Annotated in this window: 23 protein-coding genes; 15 read left to right on the top strand and 8 right to left on the bottom strand. The window is 57.1% G+C overall.

Annotation, left to right across the window (positions count from 1 at the left end):
- Nucleotides 1–15: 15 nt before the first annotated feature.
- Entirely contained in the window at nucleotides 16–1,347 is a 1,332-nt protein-coding gene (locus AO726_RS04560) for an imelysin family protein (RefSeq protein ID WP_058066849.1), read from the bottom strand.
- A gap of 205 nt (nucleotides 1,348–1,552) precedes the next feature.
- Nucleotides 1,553–3,616, bottom strand: coding sequence for a putative bifunctional diguanylate cyclase/phosphodiesterase (locus tag AO726_RS04555; protein WP_058066848.1), 2,064 nt, complete (start codon nucleotides 3,614–3,616; stop codon nucleotides 1,553–1,555).
- Nucleotides 3,617–3,943: 327 nt separating this feature from the next.
- Here AO726_RS04555 and AO726_RS04550 point away from each other — a divergent pair, with 327 nt between their 5' ends.
- Entirely contained in the window at nucleotides 3,944–5,167 is a 1,224-nt protein-coding gene (locus AO726_RS04550; protein WP_241492047.1) for an ammonium transporter, read from the top strand.
- A 1-nt stretch (nucleotide 5,168) separates the two neighbouring features.
- Nucleotides 5,169–5,816, top strand: coding sequence for a hypothetical protein (locus AO726_RS04545; RefSeq protein ID WP_058066846.1), 648 nt, complete (start codon nucleotides 5,169–5,171; stop codon nucleotides 5,814–5,816).
- A gap of 58 nt (nucleotides 5,817–5,874) precedes the next feature.
- Here the strand turns inward: AO726_RS04545 and AO726_RS04540 are convergent, their stop codons facing one another.
- Together AO726_RS04540 and AO726_RS04535 are read right to left on the bottom strand one after the other, a co-directional pair.
- Entirely contained in the window at nucleotides 5,875–6,456 is a 582-nt protein-coding gene (locus AO726_RS04540) for a superoxide dismutase (RefSeq protein ID WP_058066845.1), read from the bottom strand.
- 177 nt (nucleotides 6,457–6,633) lie between these two features.
- Nucleotides 6,634–7,251 (bottom strand): LysE/ArgO family amino acid transporter, encoded by a 618-nt coding sequence (locus AO726_RS04535; RefSeq protein WP_058066844.1) that lies wholly within the window; start codon nucleotides 7,249–7,251, stop codon nucleotides 6,634–6,636.
- Between the two features lie 85 nt (nucleotides 7,252–7,336).
- Here AO726_RS04535 and AO726_RS04530 point away from each other — a divergent pair, with 85 nt between their 5' ends.
- The 3 genes from AO726_RS04530 to AO726_RS04520 all read left to right on the top strand — a co-directional run bounded on the left by AO726_RS04530 (nucleotide 7,337) and on the right by AO726_RS04520 (nucleotide 10,341).
- Nucleotides 7,337–8,221 (top strand): LysR family transcriptional regulator ArgP, encoded by an 885-nt coding sequence (locus AO726_RS04530; protein ID WP_152987226.1) that lies wholly within the window; start codon nucleotides 7,337–7,339, stop codon nucleotides 8,219–8,221.
- A gap of 106 nt (nucleotides 8,222–8,327) precedes the next feature.
- Entirely contained in the window at nucleotides 8,328–9,320 is a 993-nt protein-coding gene (locus tag AO726_RS04525; protein ID WP_058066842.1) for an NAD-dependent epimerase/dehydratase family protein, read from the top strand.
- A 169-nt stretch (nucleotides 9,321–9,489) separates the two neighbouring features.
- A complete protein-coding gene (locus AO726_RS04520; protein ID WP_058066841.1) occupies nucleotides 9,490–10,341 on the top strand; it encodes a hypothetical protein in 852 nt (283 codons plus the stop codon).
- A 56-nt stretch (nucleotides 10,342–10,397) separates the two neighbouring features.
- Here the strand turns inward: AO726_RS04520 and AO726_RS04515 are convergent, their stop codons facing one another.
- Complete coding sequence (locus AO726_RS04515; RefSeq protein ID WP_058066840.1) at nucleotides 10,398–11,447, bottom strand: alkene reductase; 1,050 nt, start codon at nucleotides 11,445–11,447, stop codon at nucleotides 10,398–10,400.
- A 177-nt stretch (nucleotides 11,448–11,624) separates the two neighbouring features.
- Between AO726_RS04515 and AO726_RS04510 the strand changes: the two genes are divergently transcribed.
- Nucleotides 11,625–12,203 (top strand): acyl carrier protein phosphodiesterase, encoded by a 579-nt coding sequence (locus AO726_RS04510; RefSeq protein ID WP_058066839.1) that lies wholly within the window; start codon nucleotides 11,625–11,627, stop codon nucleotides 12,201–12,203.
- A gap of 120 nt (nucleotides 12,204–12,323) precedes the next feature.
- Here the strand turns inward: AO726_RS04510 and AO726_RS04505 are convergent, their stop codons facing one another.
- Nucleotides 12,324–13,118, bottom strand: a complete 795-nt coding sequence (locus AO726_RS04505) for a lysophospholipid acyltransferase family protein (RefSeq protein WP_058066838.1) — start codon at nucleotides 13,116–13,118, stop codon at nucleotides 12,324–12,326.
- Between the two features lie 67 nt (nucleotides 13,119–13,185).
- Complete coding sequence (gene olsB, locus AO726_RS04500) at nucleotides 13,186–13,935, bottom strand: L-ornithine N(alpha)-acyltransferase (RefSeq protein WP_058066837.1); 750 nt, start codon at nucleotides 13,933–13,935, stop codon at nucleotides 13,186–13,188.
- A gap of 147 nt (nucleotides 13,936–14,082) precedes the next feature.
- Here olsB and AO726_RS04495 point away from each other — a divergent pair, with 147 nt between their 5' ends.
- The 6 genes from AO726_RS04495 (at nucleotide 14,083) to AO726_RS04470 (ending at nucleotide 19,337) form a co-directional block, all read left to right on the top strand.
- A complete protein-coding gene (locus AO726_RS04495) occupies nucleotides 14,083–14,973 on the top strand; it encodes an acyl-CoA dehydrogenase family protein (RefSeq protein WP_058066836.1) in 891 nt (296 codons plus the stop codon).
- 77 nt (nucleotides 14,974–15,050) lie between these two features.
- Nucleotides 15,051–15,836, top strand: a complete 786-nt coding sequence (locus AO726_RS04490) for an MBL fold metallo-hydrolase (protein ID WP_058066835.1) — start codon at nucleotides 15,051–15,053, stop codon at nucleotides 15,834–15,836.
- A 103-nt stretch (nucleotides 15,837–15,939) separates the two neighbouring features.
- Nucleotides 15,940–17,064, top strand: coding sequence for a serine hydrolase domain-containing protein (locus AO726_RS04485; protein ID WP_058066834.1), 1,125 nt, complete (start codon nucleotides 15,940–15,942; stop codon nucleotides 17,062–17,064).
- On the top strand, nucleotides 17,061–17,381 hold the full coding sequence (locus AO726_RS04480; protein WP_058066833.1) for a hypothetical protein: 321 nt from the start codon (nucleotides 17,061–17,063) through the stop codon (nucleotides 17,379–17,381). Before AO726_RS04485 ends, AO726_RS04480 begins: the two co-directional genes overlap by 4 nt.
- Nucleotides 17,382–17,479: 98 nt before the next feature.
- A complete protein-coding gene (locus AO726_RS04475) occupies nucleotides 17,480–18,646 on the top strand; it encodes a phospholipase D-like domain-containing protein (RefSeq protein WP_058066832.1) in 1,167 nt (388 codons plus the stop codon).
- Between the two features lie 79 nt (nucleotides 18,647–18,725).
- On the top strand, nucleotides 18,726–19,337 hold the full coding sequence (locus AO726_RS04470) for a DUF2846 domain-containing protein (protein ID WP_082629048.1): 612 nt from the start codon (nucleotides 18,726–18,728) through the stop codon (nucleotides 19,335–19,337).
- 68 nt (nucleotides 19,338–19,405) lie between these two features.
- Here AO726_RS04470 and AO726_RS04465 read toward each other — a convergent pair whose 3' ends face one another.
- Nucleotides 19,406–20,581, bottom strand: a complete 1,176-nt coding sequence (locus AO726_RS04465; RefSeq protein ID WP_058066830.1) for a thiolase family protein — start codon at nucleotides 20,579–20,581, stop codon at nucleotides 19,406–19,408.
- Nucleotides 20,582–20,753: 172 nt separating this feature from the next.
- Between AO726_RS04465 and AO726_RS04460 the strand changes: the two genes are divergently transcribed.
- The 3 genes from AO726_RS04460 (at nucleotide 20,754) to AO726_RS04450 (ending at nucleotide 26,099) form a co-directional block, all read left to right on the top strand.
- On the top strand, nucleotides 20,754–22,436 hold the full coding sequence (locus AO726_RS04460; protein ID WP_058066829.1) for a fatty acid--CoA ligase: 1,683 nt from the start codon (nucleotides 20,754–20,756) through the stop codon (nucleotides 22,434–22,436).
- Nucleotides 22,437–22,803: 367 nt separating this feature from the next.
- Nucleotides 22,804–24,699 (top strand): DUF1302 domain-containing protein, encoded by a 1,896-nt coding sequence (locus tag AO726_RS04455; protein ID WP_058066828.1) that lies wholly within the window; start codon nucleotides 22,804–22,806, stop codon nucleotides 24,697–24,699.
- Between the two features lie 32 nt (nucleotides 24,700–24,731).
- Entirely contained in the window at nucleotides 24,732–26,099 is a 1,368-nt protein-coding gene (locus AO726_RS04450; RefSeq protein WP_058067095.1) for a DUF1329 domain-containing protein, read from the top strand.
- The last annotated feature ends 26 nt before the right edge of the window (nucleotides 26,100–26,125 follow it).

Here is a 26,125-nt window from a genome sequence, read left to right as displayed (position 1 = left end):
TTACATCGGTGTTGCTTAGAACTCGTGATCAGCAGTATCCGGGTTCAGGTCGCTGATGCCGAGTTTGGCAGCTGCCTGCTCAATCGAGCCGGTTTGCTTAACCAATGCAGCGATGGCGTCACGCACGATCTGCTGGCCTTCGCTGTTGTCAGCGGCGATCAGCTGGTCGAAGTGCTTGCCATTGTTGGCGCTGTCGACCAGAACCTGAAGTTTGGCTTCAGTGGCTTCCAGATCGGCTTTAAGGGCGGTATCAGTAGCGGCGTCCAGCTTGGCTACCAGCGAGGACAGGCTCGGACCACTCAGTGTGGTGCCGTCGACCTTCTTGTACTCGCCCAGGTACACGTTGCGGATGCCTTTGCCGTTGAAAAAGTGCGAGTTGTGGGTGTTGTCGCTGAAGCAGTCGTGCTCGTCTTCGGTGGAGTTGGCTTCCAGTGCCACCTTCATGCGTTCGCCGGCCAGTTCACCCAGAGATAGGCTACCCATGCCGAAGAGCATTTTGCGCAGGCCGTTTTCAACGCTGTCGGCTTCCAGAGTAGCGCGGTAGTTGTCAGCCTTGCCCGGCTGCCACTGAGCAACCATCTCTTCCAAGTCGGTTACCAGCAGGTCGGTAGCAGCTTTGAGGAAAGCGCGGCGGCGCTCATTGTTGCCACCGGTTGCACCTTCGCCTGTCAGGAAATCGCTAACCGGACGCTCGCCAGCACCTGGGTTGGTGCCATTCAGATCTTGACCCCACAGCAGGAATTCGATGGCGTGGTAGCCAGTGGCGACGTTGGCTTCAGAACCGCCCAGTTCATTCAGGCTGGCCAGCAGTTCCGGAGTGATGTTGCTGACGTCGATTTTGTCTTCGCCAACTTGGATTTCAGTGTTCGCGATGATGTTGGCGCTGGCACCCGGGTTGCCCAGAGCGTGTTGATAATCTTCAGCTACGTAGTCGATCAGGCCTTCGTCCAGCGGCCATGCGTTGAGTTGGCCTTCCCAGTCGTCAACCACGGCGTTACCAAAGCGGAAGACTTCGGTCTGCATGTATGGAACACGTGCGGCCAGCCAGGCTTCGCGGGCGGCTTTCAAGGTGTCGTCAGTCGGATTAGCCAGCAGAGCGTCAATGGCAGTCTGCAGAGCTTTGCCAGTGCTGGCGGCATCGCTGAATACGGCCAGAGCCAGGTCGGCGTAGTGGCTGACAACGGCTTTGCCTGCTGCTTCATCCACCTGAGTGGTTGCTGCTGGCGCTGCAGTGGTGGCCGGTGCCTGAACGGCGGCTTGGGTAGCAGGGGCTTTATCTTCACCGCAACCGGCAAGGGCAACGGCAATGGCTAGCAGGCTGGCAGAGGCCAGTGGCATACGAAGCATGATGTGATCCTTGAAACCAAGTGTTGTGGACATTTGTTCTAGGTTAAATGATTACCTAGTAATAATGCGAAAGATTTTCATTCGGTGCAAAAGGTATTACAAGTTTTTCATATGAAGAATTGAGGATGTGAAGTGCAGCAGTGTGGGCTTGGCCAGCTGAACGCATGGGCTTAGCCAAAGCCCGCGAGGTACGCGGGCTTTGGACTTAGAGTGGGGTGGGGTTGATCGCGTGGTTAATGCGTCGGGATTGTTTGAGGAACTGCGTCAGCTCACGGGCAGGCAGTGGCTTGCTGTAGAGGTAGCCCTGACCTTCGTTACAGCCCTGGGCAATGATGTAGGCCTCTTGTTCGGCGGTTTCGACGCCTTCCGCGATAACCTGCATGCCAAGGCTCTTACCCAGCTGGATGATGGCGCGCACGATGGTGGCGTCGTCTTCGTCTTCCAGCAGATCCTGTACGAAGCTCTTGTCGATCTTGATCTTGTCCAGAGGAAGGCTCTTCAGATAGCTCAACGAAGAATAGCCGGTACCGAAGTCATCAATCGCGATCAGCGCGCCGGAGCGACGCAGGCTGAGCAAGTGCTGGGCGGCGGTATTGATGTCTTCCATCAGGCCGGTTTCTGTCACTTCCAACTCAAGACTGCGTGGCGGTAAGCGGTACACCTGCATCAGGTTGTTAACCACGCGTGGCAGCTCGGCGTGGTGCAGCTGCACAGTGGACAGGTTGATGGCCATGCGCATTTCGGTGAAGCCCTGATCGTGCCACTCGCGCAGTTGGCGGCAGGTCTGATCGAGAATCCATTCGCCAATCGGGATGATGGTGCCGTTCTGTTCCGCCAGTGGAATGAATAAATCTGGCGGTACAAAACCGTGCAGTGGATGCTGCCAGCGTAGCAGAGCTTCAACACCGACCACGCTGTGGTTGCGGTAATCAACCTGCGGCTGATAGACCAAGTGCAGCTGATTCAGGGCCAGGGCGTCGCGCAGGTCTTTTTCCAGTTCGCGACGGCGACGCATCTCGCTATCGACGCTGGCGATGTAAAACTGATACCGGTTGCGCGAGCGGCTCTTGGCCAGGGTCATGGTTTGTTCGGCTTTCTGCAGCAGCTTTTCGGTGCTGTCGCCATCTTCCGGGAAGAGGGTGATGCCAATAGTGGCACGCAGGCGAATCTGCTGTTGGTCCAGTACAAACGGTGTTTCCAGATCATCCAGAACACTTTGGGCCAGCTCTGCGGCTTCGTAAGGTTGTTCGATATCGGCCTGAACCAGGGCGAACTGGTCACCGCCTAACCGCGCCAGCGCGCCGAGGCGGCCGCTGTGGCTACGCAGACGGTCCGAGAGTGCCAGCAGCAGTTGGTCGCCGGTCTGGTAGCTGAACTGTTCGTTAATCCCTTTGAAATCATCCAGCCCCACGCACAGGACGGCGACCCGGCGTTGCAGACGGCCAGCGTCTTCCAGAATCTGATCCAGCTGTTGCTGCAGTTGTTGGCGGTTGGGCAGGCCGGTGAGGAAGTCGTACTGAGCCATGCGTAACAGGCTGTCTTCGGCTTCGCGGCGTAGGTGGGTGTTACGCTCGATTGAGGCGAGTAACTGGTTGGCGGTGTTGATCCACAAACCCAGCTCGTTCTTCTCGTTACCGGCCAGCATGGGCAGTTTGTGCTCGCTGGGGCGGTCAGGGTTGATATGGGTCAGATGGTCGATGATTTTCGACAAGGGTTTGGTCAAAAGCCAGTGGTAGACAAGGTAGAGGACCAAGCCCATGGCCAGTGCCCGCAGCACGCCAGATATAAAGATGATGACTGAGTTGGTGACAAAGCTCTGGCCGTATTGGGCCGTATCAAGGGTGATGCTGAGGTCGCCGTAATACTCGCTGTAAGGGCCGCGTCCTACCAGTTCAGTAGAGAAGGTTTGTTCCTTGCCCAGAATGGGGTCAGTCAGCCAGCGGGTCGGGAGGTCTGACAAATTGCGGGTCTTTTCTGCGAGCTTGGGCTCGTTCGGGTGGCCGATGGAGGCAATACGCACAGATTCGTGCTGGAACAGTCCTTCTATCACCTGCATGCCCATTTCCCGGTCCAGGCTATAAACGGCTTGGGTAGATGGGTCTCTGAACATGCCAAGTATTCGCTGGGCGTCACTGGCAACCGTCTGACGAGTTTTGTACACGTCAAAAATGATCTGGGCGCAACTCAGTATCACGCCAACGATAAGTGCTGATAGCAGCACTACCCGGAGCAATTTAAGCGACAAGCTGTTTTTGAGTTCCAGCTTCAAGTGTCGGTTCCTTATGAGGGCCTTGACGTCAGACAGGTAGGAGTATTGGCAAAGTCGCGCTTGCAGTCAAAGGGCCATCACGCAACTTTTGGCAAAAAAAATTCTCATGCACCGCCGTGGAGCACGTTGCCAGGCCAGAATACTGGGCTGCTCGCCTGTGGTGCGGCAGCTGGGTTCCAGGCCAATAGTTTAGCTGCTTTCTGGGTGGCATGAGAGTTGCGATGCATCGTAGACCCCCTACAAAAGGATGATGCGATGAAGAAATGGCGGCTGGGCACTTTCATATGTCTGGTAACACCTTTCTCCCATGCGGCTACGGATGAGGCTATGAATATTGCCTGGGTGGTGTTTGCCAGCATTCTTGTGTTCTTCATGCAGGCCGGTTTCGCGCTTCTGGAAAGTGGTATGTCCAGAGCGAAGAACGCCGTCAATGTAATGATGAAAAACTACATGGATGGTTGCATGGGCGGCATCGCTTTTTGGTGTGTCGGTTTCGGCTTGATGTTTGGCGCAAACCTCACCGGTTGGTATGGAATGAGCCATTTCTTTCCAACTGAAGGCGCGCCTTGGGACTTTACCTTCATGCTGTTCCAGATGATGTTTGCCGCGACAGCGACAACCATTGCCAGTGGTGCAATGGCTGAGCGTACCCGCTACTCGGCCTACCTGGTTGGTGCTGTGGTGATCAGTGGCTTTATTTATCCGATTTTCGGCAGTTGGGTGTGGAGCGGCATCAATGGTGGTCAGGGCTGGCTAGGGCAGTTGGGCTTTATTGATTTTGCTGGCTCGACGGTCGTTCACAGCGTCGGCGCATGGTGTGCACTGGCTGGCATTCTGGTGCTGGGGCCGCGCCTGGGGCGTTTTGGTCCGGATGGCGGTACACGTCTGATTCCCGGACATAACCTGGGTTTAGTGGCGTTGGGCGGATTCATTCTGTGGGTGGGTTGGTTTGGTTTTAATGCCGGTAGCAGTTTTGAAGTCAGTACCAATCTGGGGTTGATTGCACTGAATACCCATCTGGCTGCACTGGCAGGAGCGCTGGGGGCCTACCTGGCCCACCGCGGGCGGGCCAATCCAATTCATCTGGGCACCACCGTCAACGGTTCACTGGGAGGCTTGGTTTCAGTCACTGCAGGCTGCGCCACCATGTATCCGTTGTTTGCCATCGTCACAGGTTTGGTCGCCGGATTTATTGTTGTGCATGGGATGCGCTTGCTGGAGCGCTTCAAGATTGATGATGTGGTGGGGGCTGTGCCAGTGCATGGTTTCTGCGGGGTTTGGGGAACCCTGGCTGCCGGGCTGTTTTATCGCTCGGACATGCTCAACCCGGAGCGGGTTTGGGTTCAGGTCATTGGCATCACTGCCGCGTTTCTCTGGGTATTTCCGCTGGCGTTGCTGTTGTATTGGGGATTGCAGAAGACCATCGGTTTGCGCACATCCACTCAGCATGAACAGCGTGGTCTGGACTACACCGAGCACGCCGAAAATGGTTATCCAGAATTCAATATGACCATCACCCATGACAGCCACATGCCGCCAAGGAAGGTTTGATATGAGTCTGAGTTCCCGTCGTCGTGCGATTTATACCGGTCTGTCCTGCTACCTGGCTGATGATGAGCTACTGTCAGCCGTTGCCCTGTGGGAAAGCAAGTATGCGGAAAAACCGTCATTTGCTCTAAACGAGTTTATTGCCGAGCTGGCCGCCGGGTGTGGACGCAAGCTTGAGCGAGCAAGGGTTTACCGTGAATTGGTCGGCGCACTGACCGGCCCGGTAGCGGCGCTGTTGCCGGACCCTGAGACGTTGCTGAAGAGCTGGCGTGAGCGGATGCAGCATAAGAGTGGGGCTGCTGCAGCTTCGCCCAGCGAGGAGGCGCTGCGGACTCTGGAGGTTCTGTCCGGGCGTTTGTTTCAGGCGATGGATGCAGGCTTGTTAACCCGCATGCGCAGTTTTGTCACGGGCAATCTCAGTGTGATGGATGGGAGCATCGAGCAGCGCCTGCATGTGCGCAACTGGTTGGAACAAAGTCAGCCCCTTGAAGGTGTGCTGCTGTCACCGACGCAACTGCGGCAACTGCTCAACCTGATTTACGTTGGTATGTGTGAGTACCTGGGGCCGGTCGAGGCAGATCGGCGCTTGAGCCAGGCTGTGCATCTGACCGATGCCGAGCAATTGCCATTTGCCGCCCGCCAGTTGTTGTAGCGGGCCGCGATAGCAAAAAGCCCGGCACATGGCCGGGCTTTTTGTTGGATCAGGCTAATCAGGCCGCGTAGTTTTGCGCTACGAAGTCCCAGTTAACCAGATTCCAGAATGCCTCAACGTACTTCGGACGCAGGTTGCGGTAGTCGATGTAGTAGGCGTGTTCCCACACGTCGCAAGTCAGCAGCGGAGTGTCACCGCTGGTCAGCGGGCAGCCTGCACCAATGGTGCTGGCCAGAGCCAGAGAACCGTCAGCCTTCTTCACCAGCCAGCCCCAGCCGGAACCGAAGGTGCCGATGGATACTTTGCTGAACTCTTCTTTGAACTTGTCGAAGGAGCCGAAAGCAGCGTTGATGGCATCAGCCAGAGCGCCAGTCGGTTGGCCACCGCCGTTCGGCGACAGGCAGTTCCAGTAGAAGGTGTGGTTCCAAACTTGAGCAGCGTTGTTGAAGATGCCGCCGGAAGAAGTCTTAACGATTTCTTCCAGAGTCTTGCCTTCAAACTCAGTGCCAGGAACCAGGTTGTTCAGGTTCACGACATAGGTGTTGTGGTGCTTGTCGTGGTGGAATTCCAGAGTTTCTTTGGAAATGTGCGGTTCCAGAGCGTCGTGGGCGTAGGGCAGCGGCGGCAATTCGAAAGCCATGGTTTATCTCCTATCCAGTCAGGTGCTTATGCACGGAGCCGTTCACGGGGCGGCTGTATCAAGCGGCGTGAGTTGTCTCGTTAATGCCGCAGGTTCTTGATCATAGCACTGGGCAAAGGGCTTAAACACATGGCAAGTGTGTGGAAAACCATCTGAAACAAGCTTTTGCGTGAATACTCAGGTAGCGCTCAGGCCTGCACCGCTGATCAACTGCCAGCTGATACTGAACATCATCAGTGCGACGCACAGGTCAATGATGCGCCAAGTGGCCGGGCGCGCCAGCCAGGGCGCTAACCAGGCTGCGCCCATGGCCAGGCTCATAAACCAGATCAGCGAGGCGCTGGCTGCGCCCATGGCGTAGGCTTCCGGGCTTGGTTGCTGCGCCCCGAGAGAGCCGATCAGCAGCACAGTGTCCAGATACACGTGGGGGTTGAGCAGGGTGACGGCCAGCGCTGTCAGCATCACCGCACGCAGCGAGCGCTGAGCTTCGCTGCCATTCTCTTCGAGTGCCTGCGGACGCCAGGCCCGCAGCAATGCCTGAGCCCCATACCAGAGCAGAAAGGCTGCTCCACCCCAGCGGGCAATACCCAGCAGCAGTGGGCTGTGGGCAAGTACGGCGGCCAGGCCGAAGACTCCGGCGCTGATCAGTGCGGCATCACACAGCACGCAGAGCAGCGCAACCGGCAGGTGGTGTTCACGGCGCAGGCTTTGCGCCAGGACGAAGGCGTTCTGCGCGCCCAAGGCAATGATCAGTCCGGCGGCGATCAACAGACCATTGCTATAGCTTTGCCACATTATCAGTTCTCCTGTTCGGGTTAGGCAGTCTGAGGAGAATGGGGTTATAAGAGAAACAAATAATCGTGATGCATCATTAGGAAAACTGATTTTGTTTGATTACAAGCTTCTTGCCGCGTTGGCCGCTGTAGTTGAACAGGCCGGATTTGAGCGTGCCGCTCAGGTGCTGGGGCTATCTCAATCTGCCGTGTCACAGCGCATCAAGCTGCTAGAGGCCCGTGTTGGTCAGCCAGTGCTGGTGCGTAGCATGCCGCCTGAGCCGACGGATATCGGCCGCCGCTTACTTAACCACGTGCAACAAGTGCGACTTCTTGAACGGGATGTGCAGACGCAGGTGCCTGGCCTGGATGAGGGGACTGTCGCTGAGCGGCTGCGTATTGCCATCAACGCCGATAGCCTGGCGACCTGGTGGGCGGATGCGGTAGGAGCATTCTGCCGTGAGCGCCAGGTGTTGTTTGATCTGCTGGTGGAAGATCAGGAGGTAGGCCTCAGGCGCATGCGTGCCGGTGAAGTGGCCGCGTGTGTCTGCGCCAGCGAGCGACCGGTGGCGGGCGCGCGGGTACAGCCGTTGGGGGCGATGCGTTACCGGGCCCTGGCCAGCCCTGCGTTCATTGCACGCTATTTTTCTGCCGGTATAAATGCCGCAACGGTTTCGTCGGCACCGGGAATTGTCTTTGGCCCGGATGATCAATTGCAGCATCGCTTTCTGGCCAGTCTCGGCGCTGCCAGCGTATTGCCCCATCACCTGTGTCCATCCTCAGAAGGTTTTGTCCGTTTGGCTTTGGCCGGGTTGGGCTGGGGGTTGATTCCCGAACAGCAGGTAAGCGCCGAGCTTGCGCGTGGTGAACTGGTTGATTTGTGCCCGGAAAAGCCCATTGATGTGCCGCTGTACTGGCATTACTGGCGCAATGGCGGCGAGTTGCTGGATCAGTTGACCCGACATCTACTGGATGCCGCACGTAGGGTTTGATTGCATAACGAAAGACGGTTTGCAGAGTCGCTGCAGTGGCCGCTAATGACAGTTTGCGGATCCGGCAGTGCTGCTAGAGTGATGCCGACCAAGCATGGAGGTGGCAATGAAAATTCTGGTAACCGGTGCAAGTGGTTTTATTGGTGGTCGCTTTGCCCGCTTTGCTCTTGAAAACGGCCTGGATGTCCGGGTGAATGGTCGTCGGGCAGAAGGGGTTGAGCATCTGCGGAGCCGGGGCGCGGAATTTATTCAGGGCGACCTGAGCGACCCGGAACTGGTGCAGCAGCTGTGTCAGGGCGTTGATGCGGTTGTGCATTGTGCCGGTGCTGTGGGCGTTTGGGGCTCCTATGAGTACTTCCATCAGGCCAACGTCAAAGTCACGGAGAATGTGATTGATGCCTGCCTGAAACAGAACGTGCCGCGTCTGGTCCACCTGTCATCGCCTTCTGTTTATTTCGACGGTAAAGCCCATGTCGGGCTGCGGGAAGAACAGCTGCCCAAGCGTTTTTCCGATCACTACGGCAAGACCAAGTATCAAGCAGAGCAACTGGTATTTTCGGCTCAGGAGTTTGGCTTGCAGGTCTTGGCGCTGCGCCCGCGCTTTGTCACGGGGGCGGGAGATACCAGCATCTTCCCGCGTCTGATCGAGATGCATCGTAAAGGGCGTTTGTCGATTATTGGTAACGGTCTTAATAAGGTGGACTTCACCAGCATCCACAACCTCAATCAGGCCTTGTTGCGCTGTCTGTACGTGAGTGGTGAGGCGTTGGGCAAAGTCTACAACCTGAGCAATGGTGCGCCTGTGCCGCTGTGGGATGTGGTCAATTACGTGCTGCGTCGCCTTGAACTGCAGCCAGTTCAGCGGCATTTGCCATTCGCCTTGGCCTACAGCGCAGCTGCGCTGAACGAAGGGATTTGCAAACTGCTGCCGGGCAAGCCCGAACCGTCCCTGTTCCGTTTGGGGGTGACGGTCATGGCTAAGGACTTCTCGCTGGATATCAGTCGGGCGCGGGAGTATCTCGATTACGATCCGCAGGTCAGCATCTGGAGTGCGCTGGATGAGTTCTGTACATGGTGGAGCGCCCAGCAGCCGCGCTGACTTGGGTGGTTGATCCGACAGAGTCAGGGAACTGCGCGTACGGCCTCAGGTCGATGGCCAGTAGTGTGATGAACAGTACCAAAGCCTGCAAGCTGGTCGCTGTTAGTGTGATTGCCAGCCGGTATACTGCCCCACGCCATTTGCCCGCTCCCTTCATGAAGGTTGACCCATGCGTAACGACCAGCGCGATGATATCGAAAATGTGCCCAGTCTCAGGGCCGATGTGCGCGACCGCGATTTTGTTGATGAGCCATATGCGCCTGCTCAGAGCACGACCTACAGCACTCCGGCAGTTGCGCCTAAGGTGCCGAGTACCGGGCCGTTGTGGGCGTTAGTCGGGGCGCTGGTGATTGCCTTGAGTGGTCTGGGCTGGTGGAGCTTTCAGCAGATTCATCTGATGGAGCAGCAACTGGTCGCCACTCAGGAAAGCTTCGCCCGCATCAGCGAGGAGGCCGCCGGACGGATTCAGGATATATCCGGCAAGGTCGTGGCCACTGAAGCCTCCGTCAATACCGGGAGTGAGGCGCTCAAGCTACAGGTGCGCCAGATGGACAGCAAACTGGCAGAAGTCAGCCGCTTGCTACAGGGCACCGCGACTGCCCAGCGTGATGCTGCTACCCGACTTGAACAGCTCAGCACCGATGTCAAAGCCCGTCAGGCTGATACAGAGAAACTCAGTAGTCAGATGAGTCAGTTTGCGACCGAACAAGGCCAACTGAAAACCGAGCAAGCCAGTCTGAAAACAGCATTGGCAGGGCTAAGCAAGGCTGAAGAGAAGATCGCCGCGCTGCGGGCTGATGTGGACGCGCTGAAAAAGCAGGGCAATCCGAATCAGGCCGTGGCCCGTATTGAGCAAGATTTGCTGGTGCTGAAAAGTGAGCTGGAAAACCGGGCGTCAGCGCCGGTTGCGGCGAGTGCGAGCACGGCTGAGTTCGATGCCTTCCGCGCGCAGATGACGCGCAACATCAATACCCTTCAGGCCCAGATGCAGAACCTGCAAAAGCAGATTGATGGGCGTTAGGCGTTAAAGCAAAACGGGCCAGCCACGGCATGGCCTGACCCGTTTGCTTGCTGCAATTACAGGCTTGGGTAGTCGGTATAGCCGACCGGGCCTTCACTGTAGAAGGTTTCTGGCCTTGGCGCGTTCAGATCGGCGTCGATGGCCAGACGGGCCGGCAGATCGGGGTTGGCAATAAACGGCACACCAAAGGCAACGGCGTCGGCTTTTCTGCTGGCCAGCAGCTCAATTGCGCTGGCCTTATTGAAGCCTTCGTTGGCGATGTAGGTACCGCCAAAGGCCTCTTTCAGATGTGCGCCGAGGCTGTCTTCAGCAGCACGTTCGCGGGCGCAGATGAAGGCAACGCCACGTTTACCCAGCTCACGTGCTACGTAGGTGAAGGATTCTTCGCGGTTGCTGTCGCCCATGTCGTGAATATCAGCACGCGGCGAAAGGTGCACGCCAACTTTGCCTGCGCCCCACACATCAATCAGTGCATCAGTGATTTCCAGCAGCAGACGTGCGCGGTTTTCCAAGCTGCCACCGTAATTGTCCGTGCGCTGGTTGGTGCTGGTCTGCAGGAACTGGTCAATCAGGTAACCGTTGGCAGCGTGCAGTTCAACCCCGTCAAACCCGGCGGCGAGTGCGTTTTCTGCGCCCTGACGGAAGGCCTCAATCACTTCGGCAATTTCCGCTGTTTCCAGGGCGCGAGGTGTTACGTAGCCAGTTTCAGGGCGGATCAGGCTGACGTGGCCAGCGGGTTTGATAGCGCTCGGTGCAACCGGCAGTTCGCCGCCGAGATAACTTGGGTGAGAGATACGGCCTACGTGCCAGAGCTGCAGAGCGATTTTGCCGCCTGCGCTGTGCACGGCATCGGTCACTTTCTTCCAGCCGCGTACCTGCTCATCGCTCCAGATACCCGGAGTATTGGGGTAACCGACACCCATCGGGGTGACTGAGGTTGCCTCGCTGATGATCAGGCCTGCGCTGGCGCGTTGGCTGTAGTACTCAGCCATCAGCGCACCAGGTACGCGGCCCTCTTCGGCGCGGCAGCGGGTCAGTGGAGCCATGATGATGCGGTTCTTCAGTTGCAGGTCACCCACTTTAATCGGGTCGAACAGATTGGACATGCTGTGTTCCTCAGGGTCATCAGGTGATACGGTTATGAGCGCGTTGCGGCCTAACAGCTGCCGAGCAACACCGCTCTCGGGTGTGTGAATGACGCATAACCTACCGTGGCACTTGGAAATAAGCAGATTGTTCTAGCCGATAGTCTCCATTTGCCGAAGTGATGTACATAAACCGTTATGAATTACCTGGCTCACTTACACCTAGGCGGAGATGCACCGGCTCAGTTGCTGGGCAGTCTCTATGGCGATTTTGTTAAAGGCCCGTTGCGCGGTCAGTGGTCGCCAGAGGTTGAGGCTGCCATTCGCCTACACCGCCGCATTGACGTCTTTACCGATCAGCATCCTTTGCAAGAGCAGGCGCGGGCGCGCTTTGCCGCGCAGCACCGACGCTATGCCGGGATTCTTTTGGATGTGTTTTTCGATCACTGCCTGGCGCAGAACTGGCGGGCGTATGCCAATGAGCCACTGCCGGTGTTCACGGATAAGGTCTACCGCGTGTTGCGCGAGGAGCCGAACTTGCCGGAGCGGCTGGCCCTGATCGCGCCGCGCATGGCCGAGCAGGACTGGCTGGGCAGTTACCATGATTTTGCCGTGCTTGAGCAGGTCATCCGTGGCATTGACCGGCGCTTGTCGAAGCCCGGCTTGTTACTGGGCGGGATGGCAGAGCTGGAGCGGCTGTATCAGCCGCTCATGGCAGACTTTCAGGCGTTTTATCCGGCCTTGATGGACTATGTGGACGATCTCCATCGCGTCTGAGGGGCGCCTGCGGAGGTAGCTGAAGGTACCTTAAACCCAAGGTCTGAAGTGAGCTCGTGCCGCTAACAGTCTGTTCAACACAGCTGTTATCACTGTGGGCAAAGGCGGCACCGATGCATTTCAGGCTGGCTCACCCGAAACGCTGTCTGGCCTGCGCTGAGTTTGTGGGGTGTCGCCATAGAGCGCCCGGTGAATCGCATGTTGGGCTTGGCGGGCGAGGGCGTTGCGATTTCCACCATCGCTTGAAATGGGTTCCAACAACTGGATTTCCACTTCACCCGGATCGCTGCTGAGCAGACGCAACAGGTGCGAAAGCATGTCGTCATCCCCAACGAATGGGGCTACCGGGCAGACTTGGCCTGCGCGCAGGTAGCGAATGGCGACTGGCTGAACTTTGACTCCGGTTTCGATAGCGCTACCCATCAGGCGGCCATGGAAGGTCCGCAGGCTGAGGCCGTCACTGGTGGTGCCTTCGGGGAAAATCAGCAGGCTGCGGCCACCTTGCAGATGGCGGCCTAGCTGATCATTGAGCAGTTTGCTGTCACCGGCACCTCGGCGGATAAACAGGGTGCCGGCCTTGTGTGCGAGCCAGCCTGCCACCGGCCAGGTGCGCACCTCTGCCTTGGACAGAAATGACAGTGGGGTGAGCATGCCCAGTAGCGGAATATCGGTCCAGGATACGTGGTTGCTGACCCACAGCATGGGCTCACGGGGCAACTCGCCGCGCACACTGAAACGGAAGGGCAGAGCGGCCGTCAGACGCCGCATAAACCAGCGTGTAAGGCTCTGACGTGTACCCATCAGGTCATGGCGTACAAATCGCTCCAGCACAGAAAGTGACGCTGCCAGCAGTGTGCCGAGGCATATCACTACCAGCAAGCGGGTCAGACGCAGATACAAACGCAGTTTTTTCATCAGGCTCCTGCCGCTGAGTAAACGTGCCGCACTGTCTACCTGCTGCAGGCAGGATGTGCAAGCAGAGTCAGACTGCAGCTTTGAAATGCCTGGCATAACGTGGGCACAGCTCGTCGCGTTTGAGCAGAATGAACACGTCTGCCACCTGGAAGTCCTCATCCCAGCAGGGTTCGCCGCAAATCTTGGCACCCAGGCGCATATAAGCTTTGAGCAAGGGCGGCATTTCTGCAATGACGTTGCCCGGTACTTCCAGGGTTGGGATTGGATTCTTCGGCTCCGCCCGCAAGTGCTCCGTGCACAGGTAACGGTCGCGCAGACGCTGCATGATGGCCTGGGCCTGCACGCCGCCGTCTTGCATTGGAATGCTGGCGCAGCCCATTAGGTAGCGATAACCGCCCTGGTTGAGCACTTCCGCCAGCTCGCTCCAGAGCACTGCAATCGTAGCTCCGTTGCGATAGGCCGCATCAACACAGGTGCGGCCGATTTCCAGCACGGGCCCTTCCAGCTGCAGCAGGCCGTGCAGGCTGAATTCTTCTTCGCTATAGAAACGCCCTAAGTCGGCGGCTGCGCGGTGGTCCAGCAGGCGTGTAGTGGCAACCAATTGGCCGCTGCTGAGGTCACGCACGCCAATGTGCTGGCAGTGAATGTCGTAGTCGTCCATGTCCAGGCCCTGTTCGGCACCTTTAAGTTTGGCGTCGAACTCGCTGCTAAAGACGCGGTAGCGCAGTGCCTGAGCTTCGCGAAGGGCGCTGGCATCCAGCAGGCGCTCGGCTTGCAGGCGACGGGGTTGTGTAGCGTTATCTGCCTTATTGGTCATGCCGTCATCTCCGTTGTCCGACTTGTCCCTTGCAGCCGGTTGAACTTGTTGGGCAATCTCAGGCTATGTTTCAGCAGTGTCATCACTGTGACGTTTATGTGATGGTTGGATGACATTGACTGCGTTTGAGCCCGATAAGGAGTCGCGATGATCTGGCAATCCCTGATGAGTGAGCATGATCGTTTGCCCATCGTCAGCCTTGAGGAGTGGTATTCCGCCCTGCAGGCGCGCCTACCTAACGCCACACCGATGCAGTTGGCACTGCATGGCGGGCGCTTTTCGGCAACGCCGGGCCTGGCATTTTTAGCCGGGTATCAAGCTGCATTGCGCGCCTTGTGGCCGGCTGCACCGAAAACCTTGGGTGCGCTGTGTGTCAGTGAGCAACGCAGCACGCGTCCGGCTGATATGCAGACCCGCCTTAACGGGCTGCAACTGAGCGGGCGCAAAGACTTTGTAACCGCAGCGGAGGCCGCCGACTGGCTCTTGGTCAGCGCCCGGGAAGACGCTGAGGGCGAGCCTGTTCGCTTGGTGCTGGCGGTGGTGCATAACGGTGCTCAAGGCGTGCAAGTCGAGCCCTTGCCCGCTTTGCCGCTGATGCCAGATATCGGCCATGCCCGTTTGCACTTGCAGGCTGCTCACTGTGAACGCTTGCCTGGCGATGGCTGGAGTGACTACGTAAAGCCGTTCCGCACTCTGGAAGATGTACATGTGCTGGCAGCGCTGACGGCCTGGCTTTTCGGTGTAGGGCAGGAGCAGGCCTGGCCGCAGAGCGTGCAGCTGCGCCTGATCGGTTTAGCCGCCGGCTGTGTAGAGGTGGGCCGTTTGTGCCCCGGTGATGCCCACTGTCACGTGCTGTTGGCGGGGCTTTTTGCGCAGTTTGAAGCCCTGCGTGGGGATCTGGATGCTGCGTTCGCGGCCGCCTCGGATGAGCACTGGCAGGCGTTGTGGCAGAGGGATAAGGCTGTGCTGGCCGTGGCCATGAGCGCACGCCAGAAGCGGCTGGAAAAAGCCCTGCAACACCTGGCAATGCGCCTGTAACCGGGGCTGCTTGATCCAGATCAGTTCGACTTTTTACCGTAATCAGTATCTTTAGGCGCTTTCCACAGGAGTCTGCAATGCGACGCGAGCCCATCATTCTGTTCGACAATGGCGTTCACCAATGCATGATGTTTGATGATCTGGTCAGTGGCGAGGGCGTGCAGTCCAACCAGTTCCTGATTACTGACCATGATGAGCACCTGCTGCTGGATCCGGGCGGAGACCTGACCTACACACCCTTATCCCTTGAGTTATCCAAGCACATTCCGGTGCAGGACCTGACTTATATCTTTGCTTCGCATCAGGACCCAGACATCATCGCGTCGTTGGATAAATGGCTGCTGCACACCCGCGCCAGGGTCATCTGTTCCAAACTGTGGGCGCGCTTTCTTCCGCACCTGACGGCGAACTATCTGGCGTTGAGCCGTGGCTTGAATACTTACGACCGGATTATTGCTCTGCCGGATCGCGGCCAGTCCTTCACATTGGGTAAATCCACGCTCAAAGCCGTACCGGCGCACTTCCTGCACTCGGTGGGCAATTTCCAACTGTACGATCCGGTGAGCAAAATTCTCTTTTCCGGGGATATGGGCGCATCCATGGTGGACGACGCCAGCCCGGTTACGGATTTCGTCAATCACGTGCCCAACATGCAGGCCTTCCACCGTCGTTACATGGCCAGCAATAAGGTCTGCCGACTGTGGGCCGCTATGGTCCGGCAGATGGATGTGGCCATGATCGTGCCGCAGCACGGCCGGCCTTTCGTGGGGGCTGAAATGATCAATGCCTTCCTGTACTGGATTGAGAATCTGGAGTGCGGCCTTGATCTGCTCGGGCCGGAAGATTACCAGCTGCCTAAGTAACGCCAATCCTGCTGACGCCAGTGCGGTATGCCGCTACCAGGCGTTGGATCGCAACAGCCGCCATGCTAGGGTGCCCGCCAGCACTTTTGGCAGAGGCGGTTGTATGACGTTCACCCCATTTTCTGTTCGACGACTGTTACTGGCGTGCGGTTTGCTCGCTGCGTGCAGCATGGCTCATGCTGAGAACTGGCCTGATCCTGATTGGTCAACCGCTCCGGCACCCGCCAGCACGGCGCTGAGCGCTCTGGAGCAATACGCGTTTCCCCCGCGTGATGAAAAAGAGCGCAAAGGTGTGCGCACCGATGCGCTGGTGGTCATCCGCGATGGCGTACTGGTGTACGAACGCTATGCCGAGCCAACTCGCGCAAGCACCGCCCACCTGACTTGGTCCATGTCGAAAAGCCTGTGGGCGACGGTTATGGGTGTGGCGTACGGCCGAGGGCTGTTCCGTCTGGATGCGCCTGTCGCGCAGTACTATCCGGCCTTTGCCGAGCATCCGCAGATCAAGATGGGCCACTTGCTGAACTGGGCATCAGGGCTTAACTGGCAGGAAGACTACGAATATGCACCGCTGAAATCCTCAGTGGTGGCCATGCTCTATACCCGCGGCCGTGGTGATATGGCTGCTTTCACCGCAGCTCATGAGGCCGATGCAGAACCTGGCACGCGTTTCCGTTATTCCAGCGGCGACAGCAACGTGCTGGCTGCTGCGATGAAGAATATTGTCGGTGAACAGGCCTATGCGGATTATCCCTGGACGGCTCTGTTCGAACCGCTGGGTATTAACAGCGCAACCTGGGAACGGGACGCTTCCGGTACCTATATCGCATCTTCCTATGCCTATTTGACGGCTCGCGACCTGGCCCGCGTCGGCTTGCTGATGCAGCGCGACGGGCGCTGGCACGATAAGCAGTTGTTGCCCAAAGCCTGGGTCGACTTCAACCGCACGCCGTATGCCAATTACTTGCCGCAAGTGGACAAGCCCAATGGCGCAGTGCCGGGCGGGCAGTGGTGGCTTAATAAGGCGGTTTCCGCCAACGCTAAGCCCTGGCCGGATGTGCCGGATGATGTGCTGGTAGCCTCCGGGCACTGGGGGCAGGGCCTGTACGTGATACCCAGCAAAAACTTAGTGGTGGTGCGCTATGCCGACGACCGCGACGGCAGTTTTGACCGTAACCACTTCCTTAAACTGGTGATGGCCGCACTGGCCACTGAGGTGCAACCATGATCCGCCGTCACCCGCTGTTGAGTGTGTTGCTGCTGGTGCTGGTTGGGATAATGGCGCTGGCCTGGCAGAACCGTGTTCATCTCCAGGCGTTTCCGGGCATCATCGGCGCTTATACGGCCAAAGAATATTGTTCGTGCCGGTATGTCTCCAATAACCCGGCCAACTACTGTGAGACCTATGTTTCCCAGTACATTCCTATCTCCGCATTTGAGGATGATGCGGCCGCTAAACGTGTCACCGCCAGCGGTCTGGGCAGCACCCAGCGTGCTCAGTGGCTGAGTGCGCGCGAAGGCTGTCAGTTACTGCCCCAGCCTTAAGCTGGGCGGATCAGGATTTCGCAAGGTTAAGGAAGAATGGCTATGCCGAGACGTTCTGCCATCGTCAATCCCGTTTGTGGGCCACGCAGGTAATTTCCGTGGCACAGGACGTATTCCCCTGGCGACCGGAAAACAGCCTCAGTCTGTTGATCGATGGTCCACAGTTTTTCCCGCGCATGTTGGAAACAATCGCCCAGGCTCAGGCACAGATCGATCTGGAGCTATATCTGGTCGAAAGTGGTGCCTGCACCGACACGCTGTTGGAGGCACTGAGTGCCGCAGTCGGGCGTGGTGTGCAGGTGCGTTGCCTGTTTGATGCATTTGGCTGCCAGGGCCTGAACGCGCTTGACCGTTCACGCATGGACGCCGCTGGCATCACCGTGCGCTGGTACAACCCACTGCGCTGGAAAGATGGCCGCCTGAACTTCCATCGTGATCATCGCAAATTGCTGGTGGTAGACCGCCAGATTGCGTTTGTAGGCGGCACTGGTTCGACCGATGAATTCTGGGAACCCGCCGAAGCGCTCAGCGACTGGCATGAGGTGATGGTTGAAGTGAGCGGGCCTCTGGTGCAGGACTGGCAGGCTTTGTTCGACCGCCAATGGCATGACTACCAGTTAATTCAGAGCCTGCAGGCGCTGCGCCCGAAAATGCCAATGCGCCTGAAGAACCTGCCGACATTACCCCTGGCGCGTACAGGTTACGGTCGGGTGGCCTACGCGGATGGTTCTCAGCATCGGGATATTTTGCTGTCGCTGGTGCTTGCACTTAAAAACGCCCGTACCCGTGTCTGGTTGGCCACGCCGTATTTTCTGCCGACGTTGCGTGTGCGCCGTAGTTTGCGTAAAGCGGCTGAGCGTGGCGTAGATGTCTGCTTGCTGCTGACCGGGCAGCACACTGATCATCCGCCGGTACGCTTTGCCGGGCAGCGCTACTACCCCAAGTTACTCAAAGCTGGCGTGCGGATCTTTGAGTACCAGCCCCGTTTTTTGCACCTGAAAATGGTGCTGGTGGATGACTGGGTCAGTGTGGGCTCCTGCAACTTCGACCACTGGAACCTGCGCTTTAATCTGGACGCGAATCTGGAAGCGCTGGATGCTGAGTTCACAGCGCGGGTGGCAGAGAGTTTTCAGCGGGATTTTGCCGACAGTAAAGAAATCACCAAAGCCTTATGGAAAGCGCGGCCCTGGTGGTTGCGTTTGCGTCAGTCGATCTGGGGCGCATTGGATCAGTGGCTGGTTAACCTGTTGGATCGCCGCCGCTAACCGGGCCGCACTTTTGTCAGGTTCGATGCTGGCAGGCTAGCCGGTATTCTCACGTATCCCACTGATTAGGATGCTGTCGATGCGCGCTTCGTCCTGGCTTGTTCTGCTTCTGCCTGTCGTCCTGACGGCCTGCTCCACGCCTGGTGCGTTCTGGGGTGAAACCGAGGGGCCGGTATTCCATGAGCACACGCTCAGTGATGACAATCATGCACTGGTTTACCTCTATCGGCCGCAGAGCGACTGGGCTGATCAGGAGCTGGAAGCTCCGGCCCTGTTCCTGGATAACTCACGGGTTGGCAGCCTGCCGAGCAACGGTTACATGGTGCTGGAATTTGATGTGGCCAGTTACAAGCTGGAAATGCGCAGGCCTTTACTGGGCTCGCACTGGACCCTGTTCGCCGATGGCCCGTTGGACTTTACCCTGATCACCAGCTTCACCCTTGATGCGGCAGCCGGAAGTGTCTATTACCTGCGTTACGATGAGCTCAATCCTCCTCCTGTGAATGAAGCATTGCCCGCGCAAGGCTCGGGGGCGTTGCAATTGGTTTCGGCCAGTGTTGCAGCTGGAGAAATTGCCAATGCCAGAGAGGTTCAGCCCTTTGAGCAGGTCGCTGCCAGCGGTGAAACTGAGCGTATGCAGCGCAGTTTCTGGCGCAAGGTGGGCAAGGCGCTGGACAAAATCGGCATTTGATAGCAAACGGGCCAGCGCAAGGCTGGCCCGTAACGGCGGTAACAATTGCGTTACCGCAACAGCCTGAATCAGATCAGCTCGACCGCTACCGCAGTGGCTTCACCGCCGCCAATGCACAGCGATGCGATACCGCGCTTGCCACCGGTATTTTTCAGGGCATTGAGCAAGGTCAGGATGATTCGCGAACCAGTGGAACCGACCGGGTGGCCCTGAGCGCAAGCACCACCGTAGATGTTCACCTTGGCGTGATCCAGGCCGTGCTCACGCATGGCCAGCATAGTTACCATGGCAAAGGCTTCGTTGATTTCGAACAGGTCCACATCGTCCTTGCTCCAGCCAGTTTTCTTCAGCAGGTTGCTGATTGAGCCGATTGGGGCGATGGTGAATTCGCTCGGGTCTTGGCTTTGGGTGGCGTGGCCGACAATTTTAGCCAGTGGCTTGAGGCCACGCTTAGCGGCTTCTTCAGCTGTCATCAGGAGCAGGGCGGATGCACCGTCGGAGATGGAGCTGGCGTTAGCCGCAGTAATGGTGCCGTCTTTGGCGAAGGCGGGCTTGAGGCTCGGAATCTTGTCCAGATTGGCAGTCAGTGGCTGCTCGTCATCCTTCACCACTACATCGCCTTTGCGGGTGCTGACCGTGATCGGGACGATTTCTGCATCCAGTGAGCCTGCGGCAATCGCAGCCTGGGCACGCTTGAGCGACTCGATGGCATAGGCGTCCATTTCTTCACGGGTGATACCGTACTTGTCAGCTGTTTCTTGGGCGAAAGAGCCCATCAGGCGACCAGTGCGTGCGTCTTCCAGACCGTCGAGGAACATGTGGTCCTTGATCTCACCGTGGCCCATGCGCAGGCCCGCGCGGGCTTTGGTCATGACATAAGGTGCGTTGGACATGCTTTCCATGCCGCCTGCAATCATCACCTGATTGGTGCCGGCTTTGAGCTGGTCGTGGGCCAGCATGACTGCCTTCATGCCGGAACCGCACAGTTTGTTGATGGTGGTGCAGCCCGTGGCAGACGGCAGCCCGGCGTTTAGCGCTGCCTGACGCGCCGGCCCTTGCTTGAGGCCAGCCGGCAGTACGCAGCCCATGATGACTTCCTGCACATCAGCCGGAGCAATGCCCGCGCGCTCAACGGCTGCGCGGATTGCTGCCGCACCCAGGTCAACCGCGGCAACCCCGGACAGGCTGCCTTGAAAGCCGCCCATCGGGGTGCGTGCGCCGCTGACGATTACGATATCGGACATCGAATAACTCCTTCTTGTTATGCCATTCACCGAGCGGTGAGTTAGGTCGATTCTACTGCGTGACCCAAAGTGGCCATAGCGTTGCGTGAAAATCATTCTTTGGGCTGATTAATCAGGGGAGGTCGGGAACTAGATTGGCTGCCATCCGATAAGTCCAATAACAGGAACCGCTATGCTGCAGACCCGCCTGATTACTTCGGCCGACAAGGCTCATCAAGCCCCTCTGTTAATCAAGCGCCTGCTCTTGTCAGGTGTGCGTTATGAGAGAACTCGGGAAATCGTGTACCGCGATCAGGTGCGTTACGACTACCGCACCCTGAACGAGCGCATCGCCCGCCTGGCCAACGTCCTGACGCAGGCTGGGGTTAAGGCCGGCGACACCGTGGCGGTTATGGATTGGGACAGCCACCGCTATCTGGAGTGCATGTTCGCCATCCCCATGATTGGCGCTGTTTTGCACACCATTAACATCCGCCTGTCTGCCGATCAGATCCTGTACACCATGAACCACGCCGAAGATAAGGTGGTTCTGGTCAACAGCGAGTTCGTGCCGCTGTACAAGAGCATCGAATCACAGCTGAAAACCGTAGAAAAAACCATTTTGCTGACCGATGCAGCTGACAAGTCCGCGGACCTGCACCATTTGGCGGGCGAGTACGAGAATCTGCTGGCTGCTGCCAGTACTCAGTATGACTTCCAGGATTTTGACGAAAACTCTATCGCCACCACCTTCTATACCACCGGTACCACCGGCAACCCGAAAGGGGTGTACTTCAGCCACCGCCAACTGGTTCTGCACACACTGGCCGAAGCCAGCGTACTGGGTAGTGTGGACAGCATCCGCCTGATGGGCACCAATGATGTGTACATGCCAATCACGCCGATGTTTCATGTGCATGCCTGGGGTATTCCTTATGTCGCCACCATGCTTGGCCTCAAACAGGTCTATCCAGGGCGTTACGAGCCTGAGCTGCTGGTAAAACTGTGGCGCGATGAGAAGGTGACCTTTTCACACTGTGTACCGACCATTCTGCAAATGGTCCTCAACGCCAAAGGCGCACAAGGTCAGGATTTCGGTGGATGGAAGCTGATCATCGGCGGCAGCGCTCTTAATCGTTCGCTGTATGAGCAATCACTGAGTCGGGGCATTCAGCTCACCGCCGCATATGGCATGTCGGAAACCTGCCCACTGATTTCCTGCGCTCACATCAATGAAGAACTACTGGCGAGCAGTGAAGACGAGCGGGTGACTTACCGGATCAAGGCCGGTGTGCCGGTGCCGCTGGTGGAGGCAGCAATCATGGCGGCCGACGGCAGTTTGTTACCCCATGATGGTGAAACCCAGGGCGAGTTAGTGTTACGTGCTCCATGGCTTACACAAGGTTATTTCCGCGAACCGCAAAAAGGCGCTGAGTTGTGGGAACACGGTTGGTTACATACAGGAGATGTAGCCACTATTGATGATTTTAGTTTTATCGATATCCGTGACCGTATTAAGGACGTCATTAAAACCGGTGGTGAATGGATATCTTCACTGGAACTGGAAGACCTGATTAGTCGTCATCCTGCAGTACGCGAAGTTGCTGTTGTCGGGGTTCCAGACCCGCAGTGGGGTGAGCGACCGTTTGCATTGTTAGTGGTACATGATGGTCAGTCTCTGGACGCCAAAGCCCTCAAAGAGCATCTCAAACCGTTTGTTGATCAGGGCTGTATTAATAAGTGGGCGATACCGTCGCAAATTGCGCTTGTTACCGAAGTACCCAAGACCAGTGTGGGTAAGTTGGATAAAAAGCGCATCCGCCTGGATATTGTCCAGTGGCAGGCCGCTGGGAGCCCATTTCTTTCGACTGTCTAAACCGCGTTGTTTGTGGGGGAAATAACTAAAGGATTTTATTAGTTAGCTTGCATAATTTTAAAAATCCTTTAGTAACAATGATTTATATAAGGTACGGCAATTGCAGGTTCACTACGGTTCAGGGGGGTAGATTGGCGGTAACAGTCTGTACTCAACCTCTTAAATATGACTACTCAGTCATAAGTTGGGTTGGCTTGTTAATTGCTCTTTAGTAGATATCCAGCTCGTTAATAAAGTGCATAAGCTGCCGAAATGCGCGGGCCAGAGTGGCTGGAGTTACAAATCACACTTTCGAGGGATCGTGCTGTAATTACCGCTGGCTATAGTTCGCATCATCCATAACAAAAGATCACATGGAGTCGCGTCGATGACAAAAACAAAACAGATATGGCGCCTGGCTAAACTGCCACTGGCTGTCAGCTTGGCTTCTACCATTGCTGCACCAGCCTTCGGTGTAACTTTTAATATCGGTGAAATCGAGGGGCAATTCGACTCTTCTCTGTCAGTTGGGGCTAGCTGGTCTACTGCCAAGGCCAATAAGGACCTGATTGGCGTTAATAACGGTGGGCGCGGTCTGTCACAGACCTCTGATGACGGCCACCTCAACTTCAAACGTGGTGAAACCTTCTCCAAAATCTTCAAAGGTATTCACGACCTCGAGCTGAAGTATGGCGATACCGGCGTTTTTGTTCGTGGCAAGTACTGGTACGACTTCGAGCTGAAAGACGAGAGCCGCCCGTTCAAGGACATCAGTGATCACAACCGTAAGGAAGGCGCTCAGTCTTCCGGCGCGCAATTTCTGGATGCCTTCGTTTATCACAACTACTCCATCGCGGATCAGCCGGGTTCGGTACGTCTCGGTAAGCAGGTGGTGAGCTGGGGCGAAAGCACGTTCATCATGAACAGCATCAATGCTGTTAACCCGGTCGATGTGTCTGCATTCCGCCGTCCCGGTGCGGAAATCAAGGAAGGCCTGATTCCGGTCAACATGTTCTATGTATCCCAGAGCCTGACTGAAAATCTGTCAGCCGAAGCTTTCTATCAGCTGGAATGGGACCAGACCATTGTTGATAACTGCAGTACTTTCTTCTCCCAAGGAGATATCGTTGCTGATGGTTGCACCACCAACCTGAACGTTCTTTCCATGCCTGATGACGCGACACTGACCACGCTCAACACCTATCTGGAGATGCTCGGTGGTTCGGCTATCACCGGAACTTCCGAAGGTGCGATGGTCCGCCGTCATGGCGACCAAGATGCGCGTGACAGCGGCCAATGGGGCCTAGCGTTCCGCTATATGTACGAGCCACTGGACACTGAGTTCGGCGCGTACTTTATGAACTACCACAGCCGCCTGCCGATCTTTAGTGGCGTCAATGCAAGCCCTGAGGCAATCAACGCTGTTAACACCATCGCCTCTATCGTGGGTGGTGCGCGTGGTGCTCAGGCCGGTGCGTTGGCAATGGCTGCAAACGGTGGTTACTTCATGGAGTATCCTGAAGATATCCGCCTTTATGGCTTGAGCTTCTCCACAACGCTGCCTACCGGTACGGCTTGGAGTGGTGAAATCAGCTACCGTCCGAATGCGCCTGTACAGCTGACTACTACTGACGTGCTGTACGCTGGTCTTAAGTCTCTCGAAATGGGCGGCTCCAGGCCTTATGCGAATGTTTCTCCGCTGGAGCCGGATGCTGAAGGCCTGCTGCACGGTTATCGCCGTAAGGAAATCACTCAGATCCAGACTACCTTCACCCATTTCATTGATCAGGTTATGGGGGCATCCCGTTTGACCTTGGTCGGCGAGGTTGGCTGGACCCACGTCGGTGGTCTCGAAGGTTCGAGCGATCTGCGTTATGGCCGTGACCCGATCTTCGGTACTGCCGGTGATATGTGCGGCCCGGTTAACGCTGCAACCGCCGGTGGTAAGAGCAGTAGCAGCATGCTTGCCAAAGCCTGTGACCGCGACGGCTTCACCACTGCCAACTCCTGGGGCTATCGCGCCCGTGCCATCTGGGATTACCCGGATGTATTCGCCGGTGTGAACCTGCGTCCAAGCGTGGCTTGGTCCCATGACGTTGAAGGCTACTCGCCTGGCCCAGGTGGCAACTTTGAAGAAGGCCGTAAGGCAGTCAGCCTGGGTCTGGATGCTGAGTACCAGAACACCTACACAGCCAGCCTGAGCTACACCAACTTCTTTGATGGCAAGTACTCGACTACTGATGACCGCGACTTTGTTGCGCTCAGCTTTGGCGTGAACTTCTAAGTCGACAGAATTTTCAGAGGAAGAATATGCAGATGAAAAGAACAAAAAACCTGCTGCAAACCGGTGCCTTGGCTCTGTCGCTGCTGGCGAGCGGTGTTATGGCTGCCGTGTCGCCGGAAGAGGCAGCCAAGCTTGGCACAACCCTGACTCCGTTGGGCGCAGAAAAGGCCGGTAACGCGGCTGGCACCATCCCGGAGTGGACTGGTGGTCTACCAAAAAATGCGGGTACCGTGGATGCGGCTGGCTTCCTGTCCGACCCATTCCCGAACGAGCAGCCGCTGTTCGTGATCACCGCTCAGAACGCTGAGCAGTACAAGGACAACCTGACCCCGGGTCAGCTGGCGATGTTCAAGCGCTATCCGGAAACCTACCGTATGCCGGTGTTCAAAACTCACCGTACTGCGAATGTGCCGGATTTCATTGTCGAAGCGACCAAGCGAAACGCCGTTAACACCAAAATGGTAGAAGGCGGTAACGGTCTGGAAAACTTCGATCAGGCTAACCCGTTCCCGATCCCGAAAGACGGTCTGGAAGCGATCTGGAACCACATCACCCGCTATCGCGGTGGCAGCGTGAAGCGTCTGGTAACTCAGGCGACTCCGCAGCCGAATGGTTCCTACAGCCTGGTTTACTTCCAAGATGAGTTCACCTTCCGTGGCGCGCTGAAAGATGTAGACGCCAGCAAGCCAAGCAACGTGCTGTTCTACTTCAAGCAGCGTGTAACCGCGCCGTCGCGTCTGGCTGGGAACGTTCTGCTGGTACACGAAACGCTGAACCAGGTAAAAGAGCCGCGTTTGGCTTGGCTGTACAACGCTGGTCAGCGTCGTGTACGTCGTGCTCCGCAGGTGTCCTATGACGGTCCGGGTACTGCAGCTGACGGGCTGCGCACGTCCGATAACTTCGACATGTACAACGGTGCACCAGATCGTTATGACTGGAAGCTCAATGGCAAGAAGGAAATCTACATTCCTTACAACAGCTACCGTCTGGACTCGCCGAAGCTGAAGTACAGCGAGATCGTCAAGGCTGGTCACATCAACCAAGACCTGACCCGTTACGAGCTGCACCGTGTTTGGCATGTGACTGCAACCCTGAAGGCAGGCGAGCGCCACATCTATGCCAAGCGTGACTTCTTCATTGACGAGGATACCTGGCAAGCAGCTCAGATCGACCACTACGACGGTCGTGGCACCCTGTGGCGTGTGGCTGAGGCTCACTCTCAGCACTACTACGACAAGCAAGTGCCTTGGTACAGCGTAGAAACTCTGTATGACCTGCTGTCTGGCCGTTACTTGGCTCTGGGTATGAAAAACGAGGAGAAGAGCTCCTACGTTTACGACTACCCAGCTAAAGAAAGCGACTACACCCCAGCAGCGCTGCGTCAGGCGGGTGTTCGCTAAGCACTGCACGCAGTACGAAAAAACCG

It is taken from the genome of Pseudomonas sp. TTU2014-080ASC (assembly GCF_001446935.1).
GTDB lineage: Bacteria > Pseudomonadota > Gammaproteobacteria > Pseudomonadales > Pseudomonadaceae > Aquipseudomonas.
The sequence above is the reverse complement of the archived record's forward strand: the minus strand, read 5'-3'. Positions and strand labels throughout refer to the sequence as shown.

What these genes read in the sequence shown, in the direction of transcription:
- AO726_RS04560 (WP_058066849.1), bottom strand. Translation starts at nt 1,347, where the DNA reads ATGCTTCGTATGCCACTGGCCTCTGCCAGCCTGCTAGCCATTGCCGTT.
- AO726_RS04550 (WP_241492047.1), top strand. Translation starts at nt 3,944, where the DNA reads ATGAATATTGCCTGGGTGGTGTTTGCCAGCATTCTTGTGTTCTTCATG.
- AO726_RS04545 (WP_058066846.1), top strand. Translation starts at nt 5,169, where the DNA reads ATGAGTCTGAGTTCCCGTCGTCGTGCGATTTATACCGGTCTGTCCTGC.
- AO726_RS04540 (WP_058066845.1), bottom strand. Translation starts at nt 6,456, where the DNA reads ATGGCTTTCGAATTGCCGCCGCTGCCCTACGCCCACGACGCTCTGGAA.
- AO726_RS04535 (WP_058066844.1), bottom strand. Translation starts at nt 7,251, where the DNA reads ATGTGGCAAAGCTATAGCAATGGTCTGTTGATCGCCGCCGGACTGATC.
- AO726_RS04525 (WP_058066842.1), top strand. Translation starts at nt 8,328, where the DNA reads ATGAAAATTCTGGTAACCGGTGCAAGTGGTTTTATTGGTGGTCGCTTT.
- AO726_RS04520 (WP_058066841.1), top strand. Translation starts at nt 9,490, where the DNA reads ATGCGTAACGACCAGCGCGATGATATCGAAAATGTGCCCAGTCTCAGG.
- AO726_RS04515 (WP_058066840.1), bottom strand. Translation starts at nt 11,447, where the DNA reads ATGTCCAATCTGTTCGACCCGATTAAAGTGGGTGACCTGCAACTGAAG.
- AO726_RS04510 (WP_058066839.1), top strand. Translation starts at nt 11,625, where the DNA reads ATGAATTACCTGGCTCACTTACACCTAGGCGGAGATGCACCGGCTCAG.
- AO726_RS04505 (WP_058066838.1), bottom strand. Translation starts at nt 13,118, where the DNA reads ATGAAAAAACTGCGTTTGTATCTGCGTCTGACCCGCTTGCTGGTAGTG.
- olsB (WP_058066837.1), bottom strand. Translation starts at nt 13,935, where the DNA reads ATGACCAATAAGGCAGATAACGCTACACAACCCCGTCGCCTGCAAGCC.
- AO726_RS04495 (WP_058066836.1), top strand. Translation starts at nt 14,083, where the DNA reads ATGATCTGGCAATCCCTGATGAGTGAGCATGATCGTTTGCCCATCGTC.
- AO726_RS04490 (WP_058066835.1), top strand. Translation starts at nt 15,051, where the DNA reads ATGCGACGCGAGCCCATCATTCTGTTCGACAATGGCGTTCACCAATGC.
- AO726_RS04485 (WP_058066834.1), top strand. Translation starts at nt 15,940, where the DNA reads ATGACGTTCACCCCATTTTCTGTTCGACGACTGTTACTGGCGTGCGGT.
- AO726_RS04480 (WP_058066833.1), top strand. Translation starts at nt 17,061, where the DNA reads ATGATCCGCCGTCACCCGCTGTTGAGTGTGTTGCTGCTGGTGCTGGTT.
- AO726_RS04470 (WP_082629048.1), top strand. Translation starts at nt 18,726, where the DNA reads ATGCGCGCTTCGTCCTGGCTTGTTCTGCTTCTGCCTGTCGTCCTGACG.
- AO726_RS04465 (WP_058066830.1), bottom strand. Translation starts at nt 20,581, where the DNA reads ATGTCCGATATCGTAATCGTCAGCGGCGCACGCACCCCGATGGGCGGC.
- AO726_RS04460 (WP_058066829.1), top strand. Translation starts at nt 20,754, where the DNA reads ATGCTGCAGACCCGCCTGATTACTTCGGCCGACAAGGCTCATCAAGCC.
- AO726_RS04455 (WP_058066828.1), top strand. Translation starts at nt 22,804, where the DNA reads ATGACAAAAACAAAACAGATATGGCGCCTGGCTAAACTGCCACTGGCT.
- AO726_RS04450 (WP_058067095.1), top strand. Translation starts at nt 24,732, where the DNA reads ATGAAAAGAACAAAAAACCTGCTGCAAACCGGTGCCTTGGCTCTGTCG.